Origin of the sequence: Micromonospora sp. NPDC047134 (genome assembly GCF_040643455.1) — a bacterium.
Taxonomy (GTDB): domain Bacteria; phylum Actinomycetota; class Actinomycetes; order Mycobacteriales; family Micromonosporaceae; genus Micromonospora.
Genome location: NZ_JBEYUI010000015.1, coordinates 48,652 through 70,085 on the forward strand (window position 1 = coordinate 48,652; position 21,434 = coordinate 70,085).

The window sequence follows — 21,434 nt, forward strand, 5'->3', positions numbered from 1 at the left end:
CGGCGGCTGGGTGCTCACCGTCGCCGCCCCCGGCTGGTCCGGGCGGCGCTCAGAGCGTCGTCCAGGTCGGCACCGAGGCGCTGGTAGGTGGCCTCCGCGGCGGCCGGCAGGGCCCGTACGACGAGGGTGCTCCCGGGCGGTAGGTCCGCCAGCCGCTCCCGGACCAGATGCCGCAACCGGCGACGGACCTTGTTCCGGACCACCGCCGGCCCCACGGCCTTGGAAACCACGAAACCGGCACGGGACACCGGCGCGGAGTTCTCCTCCGTGCCACCCCGTGCCGGTTCCGGCGTTACGTCTGGTGTGCCTCCGGTAACCGCCGGTAGTGTCAGATGCACCACCAGGGTGCCTCGACCAGCCCGACGGCCACCGCAAACCGCTGCGGCGAAGTCGCTGCTGCGCCGCAGTCGATGCGCGGCTGTCAGCACGACTGCCAGTTCCCCGGGAGCGGGCCCGGTCGGCCTCAGGCCGACAGGCGGGCGCGACCCTTGGCGCGACGGGTCGAAAGGATGGCGCGGCCGGCCCGGGTGCGCATACGCAGCCGGAAGCCGTGGGTCTTCGCGCGCCGGCGGTTGTTCGGCTGGTAGGTGCGCTTGCTCACGTCAGGCTCTCCGTTGTCGGACGGCCACGGCATCAGTCGCCGAGGTCATGGTGGGCCAGGCCGCCGCGTGGCGGCCTCGATCGGTGCTGCCCGGACGGGTGCGACGAGCGCACACTCCGCGACATCTCAGGAACGTCGGGAGCCCTCACAGGCAGCGAGCACCCATCACCCTAGCAGAGGGCGTGAGAGCAGCCCCTCCAGCGTAGGTCGGGGTGCAATGACCGTCAAACCAGCGGGACCCGTACGGTCACCTGGGACGAAGGAGGACCGAAGGGGCTGTTTTCACTGATGCCGACAAGGTGCCAGGCGCGTCGACGGTTGATGATGCGGCGACATCGCTGTTACCGTGCCCGATTGCGGTCAGCGTCTCCAGGTCCGGGATGTCGCCGGCAGGGCAAGACCGGACACGGTGGTGAATCGTTCGGCACGGTGAACCCCGCTTCAGCACCCGGCCATGGCAGGGGGTAGGTCCGACCCACGCCCGGCAGGCGGCCACAATCGGTCGGTACACAGGCTGTGGATAACTTGTGGAGAACGACCGGGTGGGACGACGGGTGGGCTACCGGTCACACCTGCCCGGCACTGGGCCTCCCGGATGGCCGGGGGGACAGCGGCATCCGGGAGCAGAGGCGAGGGGGTGGCACGACGGTGGCCGGTACGACCGACCTTGCCGCGGTGTGGACGGCGACCACGGATGAACTCGCCGACGAGATCATCTCCGCGCAGCAGCGGGCGTACCTGCGGTTGACCCGGTTACGGGCCATCGTCGAGGACACCGTGCTGCTGTCCGTGCCCGACGCCTTCACCCGAGATGTGATCGAGTCGCGGTTGCGGCCGGCCATCACCGAGGCTCTCACCCGCCGACTCGGTCGACCGATCCAGGTGGCGGTCACCGTTCGGCTGCCCGAGGACGGCCGTACCGAAGGCACGGTCTACCGCAGCGCTCCGGAGCCGGGCGCGGGAGCGCACGACGGCGGCCCGGTCGACTTCGACGGCCCCGCCGCGCCGGACGCGCCGACCGAGGACCGCCAGCAGCTGCCGCTCATCCCCGAGCAGCACCACCCCCACCGGTTCGATCGCCCGGCACCGGAGGCCCCCCACCCCGCCGACGCCACCGCCGGCCCGCGTACCGGTCCGCCCGTGGCCGAGGGTCAGGAGACCCTCTTCGGTACGGCCTTCGTAGAGCCGAGCCGGCCGGGTGACGCTCGGCGGCCGGCCCAGCGACTCGGTTACACGGAACAGGCCAGCCGAGTGGATCCGCCGCCCAGCGGCCCGCACGGATTCAGCGGCCGGTACGGCGAGCCTCCCCGCGACCAGCACCTGATGCGCCCGATGCCGGGCGACGGCGGCACGGACAGCGGTCCCGGTCGTAGTGGCCAGGATCACCGCTCCCGCGACGACCGGCGGCTGCCGGCCGGTGCGGACAGCGGCGGTAACCGGCTCAACCCGAAGTACATGTTCGAGACCTTCGTCATCGGCTCGTCCAACCGCTTCGCCCACGCCGCCTCGGTCGCGGTGGCCGAGTCACCGGCGAAGGCGTACAACCCGTTGTTCATCTACGGCAGCTCCGGGCTGGGCAAGACCCACCTGCTGCACGCCATCGGGCACTACGCCACCACCCTGGGCAACGCCCGCTCGGTCCGGTACGTCTCGACCGAGGAGTTCACCAACGACTTCATCAACTCCCTGCGGGACGACAAGACCAGCGCCTTCCAGCGCCGCTACCGCGACGTCGACATCCTGCTGATCGACGACATTCAGTTCCTGGAGAACCGCGAGCGGACCCAGGAGGAGTTCTTCCACACCTTCAACACCCTGCACAACGCCAACAAGCAGATCGTGATCACCTCGGATCGCTCGCCGAAGCAGCTGGCGACCCTGGAGGACCGGCTGCGGACCCGCTTCGAGTGGGGCCTGCTGGCCGACATCCAGCCGCCGGACCTGGAGACCCGGATCGCGATCCTGCAGAAGAAGGCGGCGCAGGAGCGGCTGTACGCCCCGCCGGACGTGCTGGAGTTCATCGCCTCCCGGGTTTCCAACTCGATCCGGGAGTTGGAGGGGGCCCTGATCAGGGTCACCGCCTTCGCCAGCCTGACCCGCTCCAGTGTCGAGCTGTCCCTGGCCGAGGAGGTGCTGCGGGACTTCATCCCGGACGGCGCCGGCCCGGAGATCACCGCCGACCAGATCATGGTCTCCACCGCCGACTACTTCGGTGTCAGCCTGGAGGACCTGCGGGGCCACTCCCGCTCCCGGGTGCTCGTCAACGCCCGCCAGGTAGCCATGTACCTGTGTCGCGAGCTGACCGACCTGTCGCTGCCCCGCATCGGCCAGGCCTTCGGTGGCCGGGACCACACCACCGTCATGCACGCCGACCGGAAGATCCGCCAGCAGATGGCCGAACGGCGCTCGCTCTACAACCAGATCGCCGAGCTGACCAACCGGATCAAGCAGAACACCTGAGAGACGTACGTCTCCACAGCAGCCCGGCCGGGACCACCCGGCCGGGCTTTCTGGTGCCGCAGAGTTGACTCTCGACGAGGTGTAGACCACAGCATCGAGGCCGTGACCCCACAGGCGCCCACTCGTTGTCCACAACTCCTCGCCCACAGGCTGTGGATAACCACGCGCTGCATATGGCCGGTTACCCACAGGCTGTGGAGAAAAGCTGGGGACAAGGTTGTGGACGCCTGTGGACGCCTGGGGACAACCGCTCGCTCTGTCCACCGCCCAGGACCCCCCTGTGGGCAACCTGTTGAAGGTTCTGGGGAAAACGAGCCTGATCCGCTCCACCCCGATCCACAGGGCTGGGGAGAAAGTCGGTGGATAACCGGTGGATAACCAGTGGACGACGGTGGACAACTGGGGACGCGGAGAGCACCTGTGGACGAAGCAGCAGGTTGTACCCCGGGTTGTCCACAAGAAACCCACCGGCCCGCAACGCTCTGACCAGGGCAGACGAGAGTTCTCCACAGTTTGCACAGGTGCGATGAAGACGATGGGTTATCTCTTCTAAAAGAACGAAAACCAATCATCACCGTTGGACTTCCTGTGGATCGTCTCGATTGCTGCCGCAGACCGCGTCAGCATCGACACGATCCGCGGGGTCGGACACACAGCCGATACCCTCGCGCCCTAAGGTGCGAGGGGTACCGCACGCCAGGCGGGTCAGTGGGCAGCGGCCGGCATGAGAGAGTTGACGACGTCGACGTCGACGCGGAGGCATTGATGAAGTTCCGAGTGGAGCGCGACGCGCTCGCCGAGGCCGTGGCCTGGACCGCCAAGAGCCTGCCCAACCGGCCGTCCGTGCCGGTGCTGGCCGGCGTGATGCTCCGTGTCACCGACGGCACCCTGCAGGTTTCCGGCTTCGACTACGAGGTCTCCAGCCAGGTGACCGTGGAGGTGCAGGGCGACGCCGACGGCGCCGCGCTGGTCTCCGGCCGCCTGCTGGCCGAGATCACCAAGGCCCTGCCCGGCAAGCCGGTGGACATCGCCGCAGTGGGGGCACACCTCGAACTGGTCTGCGGCAGCGCCCGGTTCACCCTGCCCACCATGCCGGTGGAGGACTACCCCACCCTGCCGGAGATGCCGGAGAGCGCCGGCACGATCGACGCGGCCGCCTTCGCCGCAGCCGTCGCCCAGGTGGCCATCGCGGCCAGCCGGGACGAGACCCTGCCGATGATGACCGGGGTCCGGGTCGAGTTGTCCGGTGGCACCCTGTCCATGCTCGCCACCGACCGCTACCGCCTGGCGCTGCGCGAGATGGAGTGGAACCCGGACGACCCGCAGATCAGCATCAACGCCCTGGTGCCGGCCCGCACCCTCAACGACACCGCCAAGGCCCTCGGGCCGCTGGGCGGCCAGGTCACCATGGCCCTGTCCCAGGGCTCGGCCGGCGAGGGGATGATCGGATTCTCCGGCGGCACCCGGCGCACCACCAGCCGGCTGCTCGACGGGGCCAACTACCCGCCGGTGCGCTCGCTCTTCCCCGCCAGCCACAACGCCGAGGCCCGGGTGCCGGTGAGCACCCTCATCGAGGTCGTCAAGCGGGTGGCCCTGGTCGCCGAACGCACCACCCCCGTACTGCTCAGCTTCAGCGCCGACGGGCTGGTCGTCGAGGCCGGCGGCACCGAGGAGGCCCGGGCCAGCGAGGCCATGGAGGCCACCTTCACCGGCGAACCCCTGACCATCGGTTTCAACCCGCAGTACCTCATCGACGGGCTGTCAAACCTCGGCGCCCAGTTCGCCGTACTGCAGTTCGTCGACGCCTTCAAGCCCGCGGTGATTTCCCCTGCCGGCGAGGATGGCGAGCTCATCGGTGGGTACCGGTACCTCATCATGCCGATCCGCGTATCCCGCTGATCGCAGAGCACCAGCACCCCACGAAAGGTAACCACGAGATGCAGCTCGGCCTGGTAGGCCTCGGTCGGATGGGCGGCAACATGCGCGAGCGACTGCGCGCCGCCGGACACGAGGTGGTCGGTTTGGACCACAACGCGGAGCTGAGTGATGTCGCGAACGTCGCGGAACTGGCCGAGAAGTTGGCGGCCCCCCGCGCGGTCTGGGTGATGGTGCCCGCCGCCGTCACCGACGCCACCATCGACGAACTGGCCGAGGTGCTCGGCGAAGGCGACATCATCATCGACGGCGGCAACTCGCGCTTCAGCGACGACGCCCCGCGCGCCGAACGCCTCAACAAGCGCGGCATCGGCTACGTCGACGTGGGGGTCTCCGGGGGTGTCTGGGGCCGGCAGAACGGCTACGGCCTGATGGTCGGCGGCTCCGAGGAGCACGTCGAGCGACTCATGCCGATCTTCGAGGCCCTCAAGCCCGAGAGCGAGTACGGCTTCGTGCACGCCGGTCCGGTCGGTGCCGGCCACTACGCCAAGATGGTGCACAACGGCATCGAGTACGGCCTGATGCACGCCTACGCCGAGGGCTACGAGCTGATGACCGCCTCCGAGCTGGTCACCAACGTGCCCGGGGTGATCAAGTCCTGGCGGGAAGGCACCGTGGTGCGCTCCTGGCTGCTGGACCTGCTCGACCGGGCGCTCGACGAGGACCCGGAGTTGGCCCAGCTGACCGACTACACCGAGGACACCGGCGAGGGCCGCTGGACGGTCGACGAGGCGGTCCGCCTGGCCGTACCCCTACACGTCATCACCGCCTCGCTGTACGCCCGGTTCGCCTCCCGCCAGGAGGAGTCGCCGGCCCTGAAGGCCGTCTCCGCACTGCGCCAACAGTTCGGCGGCCACGCCGTACGCAAGCGCTGACCGGCACCCGGCCCCCGTGTACGTCCGCCGGCTCGAACTGGTCGACTTCCGCTCGTACGAGCGGATCGGTGTCGACCTCGAACCGGGACCGAACATCCTGATCGGCGCCAACGGGGTCGGCAAGACCAACCTGGTGGAGGCGCTCGGCTACGTGGCGACCCTGGACTCCCACCGGGTCGCCACGGACGCGCCACTGGTCCGGATGGGTGCCTCCACCGCGGTGATCCGGTGCGCGGTCGTACACCAGGGTCGGGAACTGCTCGTCGAACTGGAGATCGTGCCCGGTAAGGCCAACCGGGCCCGACTGGGCCGCTCCCCGGCCCGCCGCGCCCGCGACGTGCTCGGCGCACTACGGCTGGTGCTCTTCGCCCCGGAGGATCTCGAACTCGTCCGGGGCGACCCCGCCGAACGCCGCCGCTACCTCGACGACCTGCTGGTGCTGCGCCAACCCCGCTACGCGGGCGTACGCGCCGACTACGACCGGGTGGTCAAACAACGCAACGCCCTGCTGCGTACCGCGTACCTGGCCCGCAAGACCGGCGGCACCCGCGGCGGGGACCTGTCCACCCTGGCCGTCTGGGACACCCACCTGGCCCGACACGGCGCCGAACTGCTCGCCGGCCGACTGGAACTGGTCGCCGCGTTGACCCCACACGTCGCCAAGGCGTACGAGGCGGTCGCCGCCGGGCGCGGGGCGGCCACCATCGCCTACCGGCCCTGTATCGAGCTGACCGAGCCGATCACCGACCGGGAGAACCTCGCCAAACTGCTCGCCGCCGCCCTGGAGCAGCAACGTTCCGCCGAGATAGAGCGGGGCACCACCCTGGTCGGCCCGCACCGCGACGACCTCACCCTCAGCCTCGGGCCGCTACCCGCCAAGGGGTACGCCAGCCACGGCGAATCATGGTCGTACGCCCTGGCGCTGCGGCTGGCCGGCTACGACCTGCTGCGCGACGACGGCATCGAACCCGTACTCGTCCTCGACGACGTCTTCGCCGAACTGGACGCCGGCCGCCGGGAACGGCTCGCCGAACTGGTCAGCGGGGCCAGTCAACTGCTGGTCACCTGCGCGGTCGCCGACGACGTACCCGAGGCCCTCCGCGGCGCTCGGTACGAGGTGGCGGAGGGGACGGTACGACGTGCCGGATGAGTCGAAACACCCCGCCGAGGGCGGCGACCGGACACCGGGCGGGACTCCCGAGGTGCCGGAGGGGGTGTCCGGGCCGGAACTGGCCCGGGCGGTGCTCGACGCGGCCAAGGCCCGCCGGGCCGCGGCCGCACGCCCCCGCCGCCGTACCACCGACGGGGCCGGCGGTGAACGGCGGCTGCGCGGCTACTCCGGCCCCGGACCGGACCCCCGCGACCCCCAACCCCTCGGTGCCGTGCTGAACCGACTGGTCAAGGCGCGAGGTTGGCAGCAACCGGCCGCCGAGGCGACCGTCTTCGGGGCCTGGGAACGGGTCGTCGGAGCGGAGGTGGCCCAACACAGTCGACCGGTCAAGCTGGAGAACGGCGAACTGACCGTGGAGGCCCGGTCCACCGCCTGGGCCACCCAACTGCGCCTGCTCGCCGGCTCCCTGCTGCAACAGATCGGCCGTGAGATCGGCCACAACGTCGTACGCAAACTGCACATCCACGGCCCGGCCGCGCCCTCCTGGTCCCGGGGACCCCGCCGGGTACGCGGCCGAGGCCCCCGCGACACCTACGGCTGACGGCCTACGGCTGGACCGCCCGGCGCGGCGCCGCCGAGTCCGCGTACACCGCGAAGCCCCGGTCCGCGCAGCGCCGGTAGAAGGCCGCCACCACACTCAGCTCCGCACAGGTGAAGGTCCACTGGGGTGCGGCCCCGCTGTCGTCGCGCAGCGCCTCCAGCCGACTGTCCAGCCAACGCAGCTGCTGCTCGGCCAGACGACCGTCGGCCAGCAGCGAGCGCAGCACCACCCCGACGGACTCGAAGCTGACCGCCTCACCGTGCGGCCGGTGCGCGGCGACGAACCGCTCGATGCCGCCGGCGATCCAGGCGCACCCGTCCGGGTCGATGACCGGATCCTCGTCCTCCGCCGCCGCCTCGGTGGCGTAGAGCACCCCGTCCAGACCGAGGATCAGATCCACCACCTCGGTGTACGCGGTCGCCCGGACGGTGCCGGTCTTCGCGATCAGTTCCGCTAGCGCGGCGGTCGGCGCCGAGATCCCCGGCACATCGACGATGTCGCCGAAGTCGACGAACTCGGCCGGTGCGACCGGGTCGTAGAAGCGGCCGGTCCGCGGCCACTGGACCGCGACGTTGTCCAGCCCCATCTGGTGTCCACCTCTCACATGCACAGGTCGAGTCTGATCGGGTCGATCGTCCGGTTCCGGCCCAGAAAGATCAAGGCCGACCGTTGACCCTGGTGCCGGAAAAAGCCCGCCGTGGACGGTACCGGCTCCGGGTCGGGGAGTGTCGGACCCCCGGCCTGCATCGCCGTCACGCGGCAGATCGGCTGATCATGCCTTGGCGTGTAGGGGGAGTCGCAGACGGCGCGGTTCGGCCCGCTACGTGAATCTGAGCCCGCGCGAAGGGGTGCCGAGTGGTGGTTCTATCGCCCCCGCACAGTAAGATTGGCGTGAGACGAAGACCCGGTGCGGAGCGACGCTTCGTGGGCCCGGTGCGGGCCGGCGAAACTTGTCCGACTCGGGTCGAGCCGATCGCGATCCGCGGGCAACCGCGGCGACCGGCGCGTTCGACCCGTACTCCGGAATTGTCCCAGGTACCGGTCCGCGCGCCGACGTCGCGCCCTGTCCGCCGAACCCGCGTCCGACGTGCCTGACGGCACGCTCGGGTGCGAGAAAGTGGCCGAGGGTGGCAGCGCAGGAAAATCAGCAGTACGGGGCCGAGTCGATCACCGTCCTCGAAGGGCTGGAGGCGGTCCGCAAGCGGCCCGGTATGTACATCGGCTCGACCGGCGAACGCGGTCTGCACCACCTGGTGTGGGAGGTCGTCGACAACGCGGTCGACGAGGCGATGGCCGGATACTGCGACACCATCGACGTCGTGCTGCTCGCCGACGGCGGGGTCCGGGTCACCGACAACGGCCGGGGCTTCCCGGTCGACCTGCACCCCAAGCTGAAGAAGCCCGGAGTCGAGGTCGCGTTGACCGTGCTGCACGCCGGCGGCAAGTTCGACGGCAAGGCGTACGCCGTCTCCGGCGGCCTGCACGGCGTCGGCGTCTCCGTGGTGAACGCGCTCTCCACCAAGATGGCCGTCGAGATCCACAAGGACGGCTTCGTCTGGCGGCAGCAGTACGACCACTCCAAGCCCAGCACCCTGGAGAAGGGTGAGCCCACCGACCGCACCGGCTCGGCGGTCTCCTTCTGGCCCGACCCGGACGTCTTCGAGACGGTCGACTTCGACTTCCAGACCATCTACCGGCGCCTTCAGGAGATGGCCTTCCTCACCCGCGGCCTCACCATCCACCTGCTCGACGAGCGGGTCGCCGAGGACGAGGACGGCAAGCCGCGCGAGGTCACCTTCAAGTACGACGGCGGCATCGCCGACTTCGTCCGCCACCTCAACGCCTCGAAGACCCCGATCCACAAGACCGTGATCGAGTTCGGTTCCGAGGAAGAGGGCATGTCCCTCGAGATCGCCATGCAGTGGAACGAGTCGTACGGCGAGTCGGTCTACACCTTCGCCAACAACATCAACACCCACGAGGGCGGCACCCACGAGGAAGGCTTCCGGGCCGCGCTGACCAGCGTGGTCAACCGGTACGGCGCCGACAAGAAGCTGCTCAAGGGCGATGAGAAGCTCTCCGGTGAGGACATCCGCGAGGGCCTGGCCGCGATCATCTCGGTCAAGCTGACCAACCCGCAGTTCGAGGGTCAGACCAAGACCAAACTCGGCAACACCCCGGTCAAGAGCTTCGTCCAGCGGGTCTGCAACGACCGGCTGGTCGACTGGCTGGACCGCAACCCCGCCGAAGCGAAGATCATCATCACCAAGGCCTCCCAGGCCGCCCGCGCCCGCATCGCCGCCCAGCAGGCCCGCAAGCTGGCCCGCCGCAAGTCGCTGCTGGAATCCGGCTCGATGCCCGGCAAGCTGGCCGACTGCCAGTCCACCGACCCGCGCGAATCCGAGGTCTTCATCGTCGAGGGCGACTCGGCCGGCGGCTCGGCCAAGCAGGGTCGCGACCCGCGTACCCAGGCGATCCTGCCGATCCGCGGCAAGATCCTCAACGTGGAGAAGGCCCGGATCGACCGGGTGCTGAAGAACAACGAGGTCCAGGCGCTGATCACCGCCCTGGGCACCGGCATCCACGACGACTTCGACATGGAGAAGCTGCGCTACCACAAGGTGGTGCTGATGGCCGACGCCGACGTCGACGGCCAGCACATCCAGACCCTGCTGCTGACCCTGCTGTTCCGGTTCATGCGGCCGCTCGTCGAAATGGGCCACGTCTACCTGGCCGCCCCGCCGCTCTACAAGATCAAGTGGAACAAGAAGGGTGACGACGCCCAGTACGCCTACTCCGACCGGGAGCGCGACGGGCTGATCGCACTGCGCCAGCAGAAGAAGCCGAACGCCAAGCCGGACGACATCCAGCGGTTCAAGGGCCTCGGTGAGATGAACTACCCGGAGCTGTGGGAGACCACGATGAACCCGGCCACCCGTACCCTGCGCCGGGTCACCCTGGACGACGCGGCGACCGCCGACGAGTTGTTCAGTGTGCTGATGGGTGAGGACGTCGAGGCGCGCCGCTCATTTATCCAGCGCAACGCCAAGGACGTCCGCTTCCTGGACATCTGACCGGCCCGGCGGCCGGCCTGAGTCGATCCCGCGCCGGCCGTCGATCCACAGAGTTATCCACAGCTTGGCCGCTATCCACAGCTGTTATCCACAGCACAAGTACGACTCTGAGTCTGATAAGGGTAAACAGTGACCGAATCTCCCGAGTCCACACCCAACGAGCCCGAGGTCCCCGAGGCGCTGGCCGCCGTCGTCTCGCACGACCGGATCGAGCCGGTCGGGCTTGAGGTGGAGATGCAGCGCTCCTACCTCGACTACGCGATGAGCGTGATCGTCGGTCGGGCGTTGCCGGACGTCCGGGACGGGCTCAAGCCGGTCCACCGCAAGATCCTCTACGCCATGTTCGACTCGGGCTACCGGCCCGACCGCGGCTACGTGAAGTGCTCCCGGGTCGTCGGCGACGTGATGGGCCAGTTCCACCCGCACGGCGACTCGGCCATCTACGACGCCCTGGTCCGGATGGCCCAGCCCTGGTCGCTGCGCTACCCCCTGGTCGACGGCAACGGCAACTTCGGTTCGCCGGGAAATGATCCAGCTGCGGCGATGCGTTATTGTCTGACCGGAGATGTCCGTATTCGTACTGTCGACGGCAGTGTGCGGATCGGGGACGTGGTCCCGGGCGCAGCGCCGAGCAGCGAGACCGACATCGACCTCAAGGTCCGCGACCGCAACGGCGACCTGGTCCGGGCGTCGAAGTTCTTCCACTCCGGCGAGCACCCGACGCTTCGGCTGCGCACCCGCGAGGGGTACGAGCTGACCGGTACCCACAACCACCCGGTGCTCTGCCTGGTGGACGTGGCCGGGGTGCCGACCCTGCTCTGGAAGCTGCTCGCCGAGGTCTCCCCGGGCGACCGGGTGGTCCTCCAGCGCAGCGTGCCCGACGAGATCGGCTACCCGATGCTGGAGCACGTCGAGGCCGCCGTCCTCGCGGGCGCCTTCGTCAGCGAGGGATGGGTCTCCGAGAGTCGCGCCGGCTTCAACAATGTCGACCGCGAGTTCTTCGTCCGCGTCCTGGCGGCCTACGACCTCGCTGTCGGTGGCCCCCGGTACGTCTCCGAGCGGGTCATCGCCTCCGGCAGCGTCCTGCACGAGCTCGACATCCAGGATCTGTCCGCGCTGCGGGCCAGCGTCCTCGGTGAACTGGTCGGCGCGCGTAGCGCGGGCAAGTTCGTGCCGGAGTTCGTCTGGCAGGGGCCGGCCGCGATCAAGCGAGCGTTCCTCCAGGCCCTCTTCGAGGGGGACGGCTCCTCCTCGCTGCTGCCCCGCAACACCATGCAGATCTCGTACTCCACCCGCAGTGAGCGGCTGGCCCGCGAGGTGCAGCAGTTGCTGCTGGAGTTCGGTGTCGTCAGCCGGCAGTGCCGGTACGACGACGGTGAGATCAAGGTCGTGATCACCAACCGCCGCGACGCCCGGATCTTCGCCGCTCACGTCGGCTTCCTCGGCCGCAAGCAGGCCAAGCTGGAGTCGGAGCTGGCCTCCGTGCCGGCCAGCAGCACGGCCCTCTCCAGCGACCACGTGCCGCTGGTCGGTGACTTCATCCGCGAGCACGGCGCCAGCCGCTGGACCGAGCGGGACTGGCTGCGCCGGCACAACGTGGACCGGATCGAGCGGTGGGAGCGGGACCGCGACGAGATCGCCGCCCGGATCACCAACGCCGAAGTGCTCGACGTGGTCGAGCCGTTGGTCGACGGCCGCTTCTACTACGCCGAGGTGGCCGAGGTCGCCGACGCGGGCGTGCAGCCGGTCTACAGCATCCGGGTGGACACCGACGACCACTCGTTCGTCTCCGACGGGTTCGTCAGCCACAACACGGAGTGCAAGCTCGACCCGCTGGCGATGGAGATGCTGCGGGACATCGACGAGGACACCGTCGACCTGCAGGACAACTACGACGGTCGGGCCAAGGAGCCCACCATCCTGCCGTCGCGGATTCCGAACCTGCTGGTCAACGGCTCCGAGGGCATCGCGGTCGGCATGGCCACCAAGATCCCGCCGCACAACCTGCGGGAGATCGGGGCGGCGGTGCAGTGGTGCCTGGAGAACCCGGAGGCGGACGAGCCGACCACCCTCGAAGCGCTGCTGGGAATCGTCAAGGGCCCGGACTTCCCCACCTACGGTCTGATCGTCGGCCAGGCGGGCATTCAGGACGCGTACCGGACCGGTCGTGGTTCGATCCGGATGCGGGCCGTGGTCGAGGTCGAGGAGGACAAGCGCGGCCGGCCGGCCCTGGTGGTCAGCGAGCTGCCGTACCAGGTGAACCCGGACAACCTGGCCGAGCGGATCGCTGAGCTGATCAAGGAGGGCAAGCTAGCCGGCATCGCCGACATCCGCGACGAGTCCTCCGGGCGTACCGGTATGCGGATCGTGCTGGTGCTCAAGCGCGACGCCGTTGCGAAGGTGGTGCTGAACAACCTCTACAAGCACACCCAGCTTCAGGAGACCTTCGGCGCCAACATGCTGGCGCTGGTCGACGGGGTGCCGCGCACCTTGAACCTGGCGCAGTTCCTCCGCTACTACGTCGAGCACCAGATCGAGGTGATCCGGCGGCGGACGGCCTTCCGGCTGCGCAAGGCGGAGGAGCGGGCGCACATCCTGCGCGGTCTGTCCAAGGCGCTGGACGCCCTGGACGAGGTGATCGCTCTTATCCGGCGTTCGCCGACGGTGGAGGACGCCCGGCAGGGCCTGATCCGGCTGCTGGAGATCGACGAGATCCAGGCGACCGCGATTCTGGACATGCAGTTGCGTCGGCTGGCCGCGTTGGAGCGGCAGCGGATCCTCGACGACCTGGCCAAGTTGGAGCTGGAGATCGCCGACCTCAAGGACATCCTGGCCAAGCCGGAGCGGCAGCGGCGGATCGTCTCGGAGGAGTTGGGTGAGATCGTCGCGAAGTGGGGCGACGATCGGCGTACCCAGATCATCCCGTTCGACGGCGAGGTCTCCATGGAGGACCTCATCGCCCGGGAGGACGTGGTGGTCACGATCACCCGTACCGGGTACGCCAAGCGGACGAAGGTCGACCTTTACCGCTCTCAGCGGCGTGGTGGCAAGGGTGTCAGCGGGGCGACTCTGCGGCAGGACGACATCGTCAGCCACTTCTTCGTGTGCTCTACGCATGACTGGATCCTGTTCTTCACCAATAAGGGGCGGGTCTACCGGGCCAAGGCGTACGAGCTTCCTGAGGCCAGTAGGGTGGCCAAGGGTCAGCATGTGGCGAACCTGCTCGCCTTCCAACCGGATGAGCAGATCGCGCAGATCATCGAGATTCCGAACTACCAGGTGGCTCCCTATCTGGTCCTGGCGACGAAGAACGGCCTGGTGAAGAAGACGCGGCTTGAGGAGTTCGACTCCAACCGGTCCGGCGGCATCATCGCGATCAACCTGCGCGATGAGGACGAGCTGGTCGGTGCTGCGCTGGCCGGCCCCACCGATGATCTGCTGCTGGTCTCCAAGAACGCCCAGGCGATCCGGTTCAACGCCACTGATGAGGCGCTGCGGCCGATGGGTCGGGCCACTTCGGGTGTGATCGGTATGCGGTTCAGCGATGATGACGAGTTGTTGGCCATGGAGGTCGTCCGGGAGGGCCTGGACGTCCTGGTGGCCACGAACGGCGGGTACGCGAAACGTACCCCGATCGAGGAATACCCGGTGCAGGGCCGGGGAGGTAAGGGTGTGCTGACTGCGAAGATCACCGAGCGGCGCGGTGGTCTGGTCGGCGCTGTGGTGATCGACCCGGACGACGAGCTGTTCGCCATCACCAGCAACGGTGGCGTCATCCGGACTCCGGTGAAGCCTGTACGCCGCACGCGTGACAGGAACACAATGGGGGTCAAGCTGATGGACCTTCCGGATGGCGTGACTATCGTGGCGATTGCTCGCAATGCCGACGAGCCTGACGAACAGGACTAGTTGAATGACGGAGACACAGGCGAAGTCGGGGAACGCGGGGACCTCGGCCAACCCGGTCGACGAGGAGGCCGCGCAGAACGGCACGCCAGCGACCGGCCGTGCGGCCGTAGGCCGGGCCACCGTTCCCGCCGACGCGCCTGCCCCGAAGTTCACTCGGGCTCCCGGTATGGCCCCGCCGCCTGACAAGCCCGGTGAGGATCAGGCGGCCGAGGCGGGGGCGGACGAGAAGTCGGGCGGCGAACCTGCCGCTGCGGCGGGGTCCGCCGGCGCCGGGGGTAAGCCCTCGGTCACCCAGCCGATCGCCACCCGGGCCGCCAGCCAGCCCGCCTCGGCGGGCACCACGGGTGTGTTGCCGACGACCGGTACGGGCATGACCGGCAGCCAGCCGCGGGTGACCGGGCTGGCCCCGAAACCGGACTCCTCCCGGCCGCTGAGCACCGGTCGTCCGGCCAACGGGGGCGGACTGCCTCCGGGGGTCGGCACGGCCGCCGTGGGAGCGGCGCGGGTGGGTGAGGCGGTACGCGCCGCCCGTTCCTCGGTGAGTTCGGCCGCCTCGCGTGGACCCCGCCGGGCCCGGCTGAACCTCAAGCGGATCGACCCCTGGTCCGTGATGAAGTTCGCCTTCGCCGTGTCGGTGGTGCTGTTCATCGTGATCGTCGTCGCAACCTCGGTGCTGTACCTGGCCTTGGATGCGATGGGCGTGTTCTCCAGCGTGAACGACAGCCTGAGCGATCTGGTCAACGCCGGTGGTGGTCAGGGCACCAACGGCTTCCAGATCACCGCCAAGGGTGTGATCTTCAGCTCGATGTTGATCGGGGCGGTCAACGTCGTGCTGTTCACGGCCCTGGCGACCCTCGGTGCCTTCGTCTACAACGTCTGCGCCGACCTGGTGGGCGGCATCGAGCTGACCCTCGCCGAGCGCGACTGACAGTTCTTCTGGACATCTCAGCCGGGCCGACCTCCAGGTCGGCCCGGCTGAGATGTCTCCCGCCACGTCAGCGCCGCGCCGGACGTGGGGCGCCGGCGCACGGCGCTGACGTGGGCGGTGACCCCGCCGTTACGCCGAAACGGCGGGGTACGTGGCGCTGGGAAGCCACCGTTTCGGCGAAACGGAGTCGATCTCCGTGCCTGGTCGTCCCCGAAGGCGCGGGAGTGGGCAGGAGCCTCCCGCAGCCGCCCGACCGGACTCCGCCGGCACAGGTATCTCGGTGGGCTCGGCGCCTGCTCTCCGGTAGGTTCAGGGACGACGGCGTTGAGCAGGCTCCAGGCCGACCCCCGATTTGGGGCGGCGTGGGCGGATGGGTTAATGTTGCTCGTCGCTACGCGGGGCTATAGCTCAGTCGGTTAGAGCGCAGAGCTGATAACTCTGAGGTCGCTGGTTCGATTCCAGCTAGCCCCACCGCACTTGGTCCGACGGCCACGTCGAGCGTGAGGGGTAACCCCGATGTTCAAGAAGCTGCTGATCCTGGCCGGTGTCGTCGGTGTGGCCGCCGTGGTGGCCATGAAGATGAAGGAAGCCAACGACGAGCGCGCCCTCTGGCACGAGGCGACCACCTCGCCGGACCTGCGCTGACAGCGTAGGCTCCGACCGCCCGGCGGCTCTGGCCGCCACGGGGCCCTAGCTCAACTGGCAGAGCACTGCCTTTGCAAGGCAGGGGTTAGGGGTTCGAGTCCCCTGGGCTCCACCAATACCACCCGCTACCTGCGGTTTCTCTTTTGAGTTGATCGACTAGTACAACGTCAGTACAGATCAGTTGTGATCTTGATTGGCGAGGGCCGACCGCAGGACGCTCCCGACGATGCCGCGCGACCGGTCTCGCTTCGGCCACCAATGGACGTACGTTTCCAGCGTGATCCGCAGGGTCTTGTGTCGCAGCATCCGCTGTACCTCCTGCGGTTCGGCGTGGTTGGTGATCAGCGTTGTGGCGAAGAAGTGCCGCAGAGCGTGGAAGGTGCCGTGCTCCTTCGGCCAGCCGGCAGCCGCACGCCAGTCGGCCCACTCCCGCGACCAGGTTCGATCGGTGAACGGGTTTCCGCGGGTGGTGGTGAACAGCAGCGGCACCGACCGACGTACCGGGTTGCCCGGGGTGAGGTCGACCAGTTCGACCGGGACGGGCGGGAACTCCCGGACGTGCTCGGCGAGGACCTGGCCGACGACGGGATCCAGGTCGAGGGTGCCGGAGGAGCCAGCTTTGGGCTCGCTGAGATAGAACCCGTCATGCTGGCGGGGCGCGTACCGGAGTTGCTGCACGACGTGCAGCTCGCTGTGCTCCTGGTCGATGCAGCGTGGACCGTCTTCCACACCGAGCGCTTCACCGAGGCGGTAGCCCTGACCGGCGCCGAGCCAGATTGCCGCCCGGTAGCGGGCCGGTACCACGTCGAGCAGCGCCAGAACTTCACGCTCGGTGGGAACCCACTTCGGTGCCCGAGAGTAGCCCCGGAGCACCTGGGAGAGCTTGACGCCATCACAGGGGTTGTCCGGGATGATTTTGTCGGTGACGGCGGCGTTGAGCACCGTGTCGAGCAGCTCGAAGTACAGCTTGAGCGATGTGGACGGCGTACCTTCGGCCAAACGGCGAGTCAACCACTCCAAGACCGAGGTCAGGTTGATTGCCCGCAGCGGACGGTCACCGAACGCCGGGTAGAGGTGACACCGAAGGTTCGACTCGACCCGCTTGCGGGTTTCCAGCGCCCACCCGACCTCACGGGAGAGCCGCCAACGGTCCCCGTAATCCCGGAGTGTCAGAAGCCGTTCGGACTGCTGGACCTTGGTTTCCTCGGCCACACCGGCACGGGCGCGAGCATCGAAGGCTTCCGCGTCGGCCTTCCGCTCGAAGAACCGGGTACGTGGATCTCCCGTAGCGTCAGCGAACCGGACCCGCCACCGCTTTCCCTGCCCGTGCCGGCGGGAAGGCAGCCGCTTGCCGTCCGGACCGCGCTTGTTCAGGTACCAGAGGTCATCGACTGGCATTTCAACCCGCCTGCCCGTCAAGCCAGGCCCGCACGTCGGCGGGGCGGTATCGGAGGTGACGCCCGACCCGACAGGCGCGAGGACCCGTACGGCGGTAGCGCCACTGGTAGAGAGTGCCGACCGGGACACCCAGGAACGCCGACACCTCCTGGACTGTCCAGAGCCGTTCCATCGTCGGGGTCATCGGTCCTCCTGATCGGTCGAGACGGGCGGGGCAACCGGCGAGCTGTCCTGTCTCGCCTTGTCACGGGCAGCGAGTAGTGCCGCCTTCCACTGCGCACGTTGGGATAAGGCACGCAGGAGCCGGTGTTGCAGGGGCGGCACGTCGGCGTCATCGGGCCGGGCGAGTTCCCACGCGTACGCGGGCGGCTGGTCCTGGTAGACGGGCTCAGCGTCGGTGGCGCCGGTGGTGACGCCGAGGAGGTTGCGGACCCAGGCGCGGGCGTCGGCGCGGTGGTCGGCGAGGGTCTTGCCGGACCAGTCGCGGGAGACGAGAATTCGCCGCCCGCCGATGCCGAGGGTGGCCCGTTGGTGCACCTTGCCCTTGCACCGGCCTGCTTGGAGTCGGCCGTGGGCTTTCTTGGGTTGGATGCCGTAGAGCAGCCAGTTGGCGCACCGCTCGTTGCAGGGCGTGACCCGTAGTTCCTGCCAGAGCCGGTCGAGGTGATCCCGCTGCCGGTCCGTCTCCGTCTTGTGGCAGTCCGCGGCCGACTTGGTGATGTACTTCGTGATGTAGCCGATGGTCCGCTGGGCGTGGACGGTGCCGGGGGTGACGCCTTCGGCGTGGACTTGGGTGCCGAAGCGGACGACGTGTGCGGGTTGGGCGTCGGGGTCGGTGTCGATGAGGTCCAGGGCGTCCGCCCATGACGGCAACGCCTGGCCGGTGTCGGGGTCGACCCAGGCGGCGTGGTCGTTGTCCCAGCGCGGTGGTCGGTCGAGGGTGTACCGCGGTTGGTCGGCTGGTGGCCACCAGACTTGGTGGTAGGTGGCGGCGGCGACCTGACGCAGGACCGCCCGGGGGATGGTTCCCCGGATGGCGAAGTGCGCGTGTGGGGCGAGACGGCGTTGGGGTTCGACGCATCCGGCGTATTGGACGTTCCAGCCGACGCAGCGGCGGAGATTTTGCCAGAACCGGTCGAGGAGTCGGGCGAAGTGCACCGCATCCCACGCCGCCCGCCGGTACTCATAGCTGGCCGGGTCGACCGGTGTCCCGTCCGGGAGGACCCGGCCGTAGGAGCCGAGGGTGAGCGACAGCCACATCGACGGCCGATGCTGCGTGCCGTCCGGCGCGGTGTAGACGCGGCCGAGGGTGCGGGGTTCGACTTTCTTGCGGGGCAGGTCGGGCGCGTCCTGACGCCGCCGAGTCGACCGGGTACGCCGGGCGCCGGAATCCTCTTCGTCGTGGCCGGGGGCGATCTGCCCCCGCAGTCCTTCGACAGCCGTGGCCGCTTCGACTTCCGCGATGGCCTGGTCTATGGCGGGGATCTGGTCGAACTGGCCGGAGCGTTGCGCTTCCTCGCGGGCGAACTCCAGATGAGCACGCAGCATGACCAGCTCGCGTTGCGCCTCGGTGGCCGGGTTCGGACCGGACGGGTTCGGTTCGTCGGCCCGGTGCCAGCCCTCGCGGATCTGGGTCTGCCGCAACCGCCGGGCACGCTTGGCACACGGCGAGCACTTGTCCTCCCGCGTCGACCCACACGGCAGGTCGATGACCTCGGTCAAACCGGAGTGCAGGTCGGTACGGCGCAGGGTGATCGGGCGCAGGCACACCCCGTACTCGGCGGCCATGTCGGTGAGCACCTGTCGGGACATGGGCAGAGCGAGACGGGCGGCACGGGAACCAGGCGCCGGCGCGACGGTGGCGGGCAGGTCGGTTGGGGGTGGGGTGTCGGGGGTGAGGCCGGGCAGGGTCGGGGCGGTCAACGGGTCACCTCCGGAAGGTCGAACAGGGCAGGTTGGTCACCGATCGGTGTGGTGCGGGCCGGGCCGATGTGGGAGGCCCAGCGGATAGCGGCAGGGTGGTGACGGGTGCAGGTGACCTCGGCGCGGTAGTGGCCGGTGCCGGGGTGGCCTGCTTCGATCGGGGCGGTGGCTGGCCCACCGCAGCGGGCGCAGTAGGTGGGCCAGCCAGCCACAGCGGTCAGTGCTTGCAACCGGAGCAGTGCAGCCCGAGACAGGTCGACTTGCGGGAGCGGAGTAGGACGGCGAGGACGAGCAGGACCAGGACCACACCCGCGATCAGCGGCGCCGCCGAGCGGACCGCGGTGGCGAGCTGGGTAGCGGCGTAGCCGACACCCGCCACAGCGGCGACAGCGGGGATGGTGGCGGCGATGACGTGCCCGCGTCGCAGTCGACGCACCACCGGCGGGGCCGCGGTGGGGGTGTCGAGGAACCGAACGGTGACCGTCACCCGGTCCGGGTTACCGGACACGGATTGTGGGGCGGTCATGGACAGCAGCCGTCCGGAGTCCCGAACCAGCGCAACGGTCGCGGCGACCTCGGCGGGGGTGCCGACGACACGGCGGGCCAGCACGGCGGGACGGCGGTGGGACTGGCGGGCGAGGTGGGTGCGGGTCATCGGGTCACCTCCGAGGCGAAGACGTGGCCGTTACGCGGGGTCTGGACAACCGACGACACCAGCGCGGACTGAACAGCAACCGGGGCCGGGGTTGGAGCCAAGACGGCGGGTGCCGGAGGGGCGGCCGGGGTCGGATCAGTCGGCAGGTCCGCGGGTTCCATCTCGGCCGGTTCGTCGGCAGGCTCCTCGACACGGCGCACCGGGGCGGGTGGTGGCTTGGGGGTGCCGGTGAGGACGAGTTTGGACAGGGCGAGGAACGCCAGCGCGGGCACCGACGACAGCAGCCGTGAGGAGAAGCTGTCGTTGGCTACCGCGATCTGCGCGGCCAGCGATAGCGCCACCGCGGCGACGAGTAGGACCAGCGGGTAGGCCACGGAGGCGCGCGGGTCGCGGCGGCGTCGACGGCGGATGACCAGCAGCGCGGCGGCGGGCATCAGTTCGGAGATGACGGCGTTGGACCAGCCGAACCAGTCCCCGGTCCCGGCCGGGGCGTGGGCCATGGTCCAGTCCTTGACGTGGGTGAACGATGCGGCACCGGCCATGCCGCCCACGGCCAGGAGGATGAGGACCAGGGCGACGCCTTCCAGCCGTTCGGCGTTCACGAACCGACGCACGACGTCACCTCCCGCTCAGCCGAGACAGTCGGCGTCGGGACGGGCGTGGGACGTAGCCAGGCGCGGAGGTTCCGCAGATAGATCGCGCCGTAGACGAAGCAGGAGACGAGGAAGCCCCACTGCTCGGTGACCAGGGAGTAGGCCAGCCACAGCCCTTGGGCGGCCAGGCCGACAGCCCAGCCGGTCCAAGAGCGTTTCCCGGCGAGGTAGAGGCCGGTGACGCCAACGGCCATGAGCAGCCAGGACCACAGTTGGTGGCTCATAGGGGTGCCTCCCAGGCGTTGAAGTCGAGGTTTCGGCAGACGGGGCACGGGATCTTCCAGATCCGGTCGGCCGGTGAGGTCTGCTCGTGGGTGGCGTTGTCGCGGATGGTGGGGTTCCAGACCTGGACTTCTCCCCACTGGTGGCACAGGCCGCAGTCCTCGGGGTCGGTCACGAGTTGCAGCGGGCCGCCGGGGCTGTGGATGACGACCGTGACCGGGGTGGGCGTGGTCTGGGTGGGTGGGGTGTTCATGCGGCCCATCCCCAGGCTTCGGCGTCTTCAGCGGCGATCTCGGAGTGTTGGCGCAGGGCGGCGGCGATGATGTCGGCCGCGTGCGGGTCGGGGGTGCAGTAGGGGCAGTGCTGCTCGGGTTCGGTGTGGGCGAGGTCGAGGCAGGTGCGGCGGATGGGTCGGCGGGCGAGTCGTCGGGTACGCATCGGAGA

Annotated in this window: 21 protein-coding genes and 2 tRNA genes; 11 read left to right on the forward strand and 12 right to left on the reverse strand. The window is 69.2% G+C overall.

Features of this window, described 5'->3' with window-relative positions:
- Positions 1 to 14: 14 nt before the first annotated feature.
- Both rnpA and rpmH read right to left on the reverse strand, forming a co-directional pair.
- Positions 15 to 428, reverse strand: a complete 414-nt coding sequence (gene rnpA, locus ABZ795_RS18840) for a ribonuclease P protein component (RefSeq protein WP_357531274.1) — start codon at positions 426 to 428, stop codon at positions 15 to 17.
- Positions 429 to 463: 35 nt separating this feature from the next.
- Positions 464 to 601, reverse strand: coding sequence for a 50S ribosomal protein L34 (gene rpmH / locus ABZ795_RS18845; protein ID WP_007073824.1), 138 nt, complete (start codon positions 599 to 601; stop codon positions 464 to 466).
- 648 nt (positions 602 to 1,249) lie between these two features.
- Here rpmH and dnaA point away from each other — a divergent pair.
- From dnaA to ABZ795_RS18870, 5 genes are all read left to right on the forward strand, one after another.
- Positions 1,250 to 3,061 (forward strand): chromosomal replication initiator protein DnaA, encoded by a 1,812-nt coding sequence (gene dnaA / locus ABZ795_RS18850; RefSeq protein ID WP_357531275.1) that lies wholly within the window; start codon positions 1,250 to 1,252, stop codon positions 3,059 to 3,061.
- Positions 3,062 to 3,826: 765 nt separating this feature from the next.
- The gene (gene dnaN, locus ABZ795_RS18855; RefSeq protein WP_357531276.1) at positions 3,827 to 4,960 is read left to right on the forward strand and encodes a DNA polymerase III subunit beta; all 1,134 of its coding nucleotides are present in this window, start codon (positions 3,827 to 3,829) and stop codon (positions 4,958 to 4,960) included.
- A gap of 38 nt (positions 4,961 to 4,998) precedes the next feature.
- Positions 4,999 to 5,871, forward strand: a complete 873-nt coding sequence (gnd, locus tag ABZ795_RS18860; protein ID WP_327023508.1) for a phosphogluconate dehydrogenase (NAD(+)-dependent, decarboxylating) — start codon at positions 4,999 to 5,001, stop codon at positions 5,869 to 5,871.
- 16 nt (positions 5,872 to 5,887) lie between these two features.
- The gene (recF, locus tag ABZ795_RS18865) at positions 5,888 to 7,021 is read left to right on the forward strand and encodes a DNA replication/repair protein RecF (protein ID WP_357531277.1); all 1,134 of its coding nucleotides are present in this window, start codon (positions 5,888 to 5,890) and stop codon (positions 7,019 to 7,021) included.
- A gap of 52 nt (positions 7,022 to 7,073) precedes the next feature.
- Entirely contained in the window at positions 7,074 to 7,583 is a 510-nt protein-coding gene (locus tag ABZ795_RS18870; protein WP_327027340.1) for a DciA family protein, read from the forward strand.
- Positions 7,584 to 7,587: 4 nt separating this feature from the next.
- Here the strand turns inward: ABZ795_RS18870 and ABZ795_RS18875 are convergent, their stop codons facing one another.
- Positions 7,588 to 8,169: a hypothetical protein gene (locus tag ABZ795_RS18875; RefSeq protein WP_327023506.1), complete on the reverse strand. Its 582-nt coding sequence runs from the start codon at positions 8,167 to 8,169 to the stop codon at positions 7,588 to 7,590.
- 541 nt (positions 8,170 to 8,710) lie between these two features.
- Here ABZ795_RS18875 and gyrB point away from each other — a divergent pair.
- The 6 genes from gyrB (at position 8,711) to ABZ795_RS18905 (ending at position 16,254) form a co-directional block, all read left to right on the forward strand.
- Complete coding sequence (gene gyrB / locus ABZ795_RS18880) at positions 8,711 to 10,657, forward strand: DNA topoisomerase (ATP-hydrolyzing) subunit B (RefSeq protein WP_327023505.1); 1,947 nt, start codon at positions 8,711 to 8,713, stop codon at positions 10,655 to 10,657.
- 129 nt (positions 10,658 to 10,786) lie between these two features.
- Positions 10,787 to 14,566, forward strand: coding sequence for an intein-containing DNA gyrase subunit A (gene gyrA / locus ABZ795_RS18885; protein WP_357531278.1), 3,780 nt, complete (start codon positions 10,787 to 10,789; stop codon positions 14,564 to 14,566).
- A gap of 4 nt (positions 14,567 to 14,570) precedes the next feature.
- Positions 14,571 to 15,494 carry a DUF3566 domain-containing protein gene (locus ABZ795_RS18890; RefSeq protein WP_357531279.1) on the forward strand — a complete coding sequence of 308 codons (924 nt, stop codon included), beginning with the start codon at positions 14,571 to 14,573 and terminating at the stop codon, positions 15,492 to 15,494.
- Between the two features lie 397 nt (positions 15,495 to 15,891).
- Positions 15,892 to 15,965, forward strand: a tRNA-Ile gene (locus tag ABZ795_RS18895).
- Positions 15,966 to 16,010: 45 nt separating this feature from the next.
- Complete coding sequence (locus tag ABZ795_RS18900; RefSeq protein WP_327023502.1) at positions 16,011 to 16,139, forward strand: DLW-39 family protein; 129 nt, start codon at positions 16,011 to 16,013, stop codon at positions 16,137 to 16,139.
- 39 nt (positions 16,140 to 16,178) lie between these two features.
- Positions 16,179 to 16,254: transfer RNA gene (locus ABZ795_RS18905), tRNA-Ala, on the forward strand.
- 62 nt (positions 16,255 to 16,316) lie between these two features.
- Here ABZ795_RS18905 and ABZ795_RS18910 read toward each other — a convergent pair.
- Genes ABZ795_RS18910 through ABZ795_RS18950 form a run of 9 tightly spaced genes read right to left on the reverse strand, consistent with a single transcriptional unit; the run spans position 16,317 to position 21,428 of the window.
- The gene (locus ABZ795_RS18910; RefSeq protein ID WP_357531280.1) at positions 16,317 to 17,537 is read right to left on the reverse strand and encodes a site-specific integrase; all 1,221 of its coding nucleotides are present in this window, start codon (positions 17,535 to 17,537) and stop codon (positions 16,317 to 16,319) included.
- A gap of 1 nt (position 17,538) precedes the next feature.
- The gene (locus ABZ795_RS18915; protein ID WP_357531281.1) at positions 17,539 to 17,721 is read right to left on the reverse strand and encodes a helix-turn-helix domain-containing protein; all 183 of its coding nucleotides are present in this window, start codon (positions 17,719 to 17,721) and stop codon (positions 17,539 to 17,541) included.
- Positions 17,718 to 19,460: a replication initiator gene (locus tag ABZ795_RS18920; RefSeq protein ID WP_357531282.1), complete on the reverse strand. Its 1,743-nt coding sequence runs from the start codon at positions 19,458 to 19,460 to the stop codon at positions 17,718 to 17,720. Before ABZ795_RS18920 ends, ABZ795_RS18915 begins: the two co-directional genes overlap by 4 nt.
- Complete coding sequence (locus tag ABZ795_RS18925) at positions 19,457 to 19,672, reverse strand: hypothetical protein (protein WP_357531283.1); 216 nt, start codon at positions 19,670 to 19,672, stop codon at positions 19,457 to 19,459. The genes ABZ795_RS18920 and ABZ795_RS18925 overlap by 4 nt, the downstream gene beginning before the upstream one ends.
- A 5-nt stretch (positions 19,673 to 19,677) precedes the next feature.
- A complete protein-coding gene (locus ABZ795_RS18930) occupies positions 19,678 to 20,115 on the reverse strand; it encodes a hypothetical protein (RefSeq protein ID WP_357531284.1) in 438 nt (145 codons plus the stop codon).
- Positions 20,112 to 20,729 carry a hypothetical protein gene (locus ABZ795_RS18935; RefSeq protein ID WP_357531285.1) on the reverse strand — a complete coding sequence of 206 codons (618 nt, stop codon included), beginning with the start codon at positions 20,727 to 20,729 and terminating at the stop codon, positions 20,112 to 20,114. Before ABZ795_RS18935 ends, ABZ795_RS18930 begins: the two co-directional genes overlap by 4 nt.
- The gene (locus ABZ795_RS18940) at positions 20,714 to 20,992 is read right to left on the reverse strand and encodes a hypothetical protein (RefSeq protein WP_357531286.1); all 279 of its coding nucleotides are present in this window, start codon (positions 20,990 to 20,992) and stop codon (positions 20,714 to 20,716) included. The genes ABZ795_RS18935 and ABZ795_RS18940 overlap by 16 nt, the downstream gene beginning before the upstream one ends.
- Positions 20,989 to 21,243: a hypothetical protein gene (locus tag ABZ795_RS18945; RefSeq protein WP_357531287.1), complete on the reverse strand. Its 255-nt coding sequence runs from the start codon at positions 21,241 to 21,243 to the stop codon at positions 20,989 to 20,991. The genes ABZ795_RS18940 and ABZ795_RS18945 overlap by 4 nt, the downstream gene beginning before the upstream one ends.
- Positions 21,240 to 21,428 carry a hypothetical protein gene (locus ABZ795_RS18950; protein WP_357531288.1) on the reverse strand — a complete coding sequence of 63 codons (189 nt, stop codon included), beginning with the start codon at positions 21,426 to 21,428 and terminating at the stop codon, positions 21,240 to 21,242. The genes ABZ795_RS18945 and ABZ795_RS18950 overlap by 4 nt, the downstream gene beginning before the upstream one ends.
- Positions 21,429 to 21,434 lie beyond the last annotated feature (6 nt).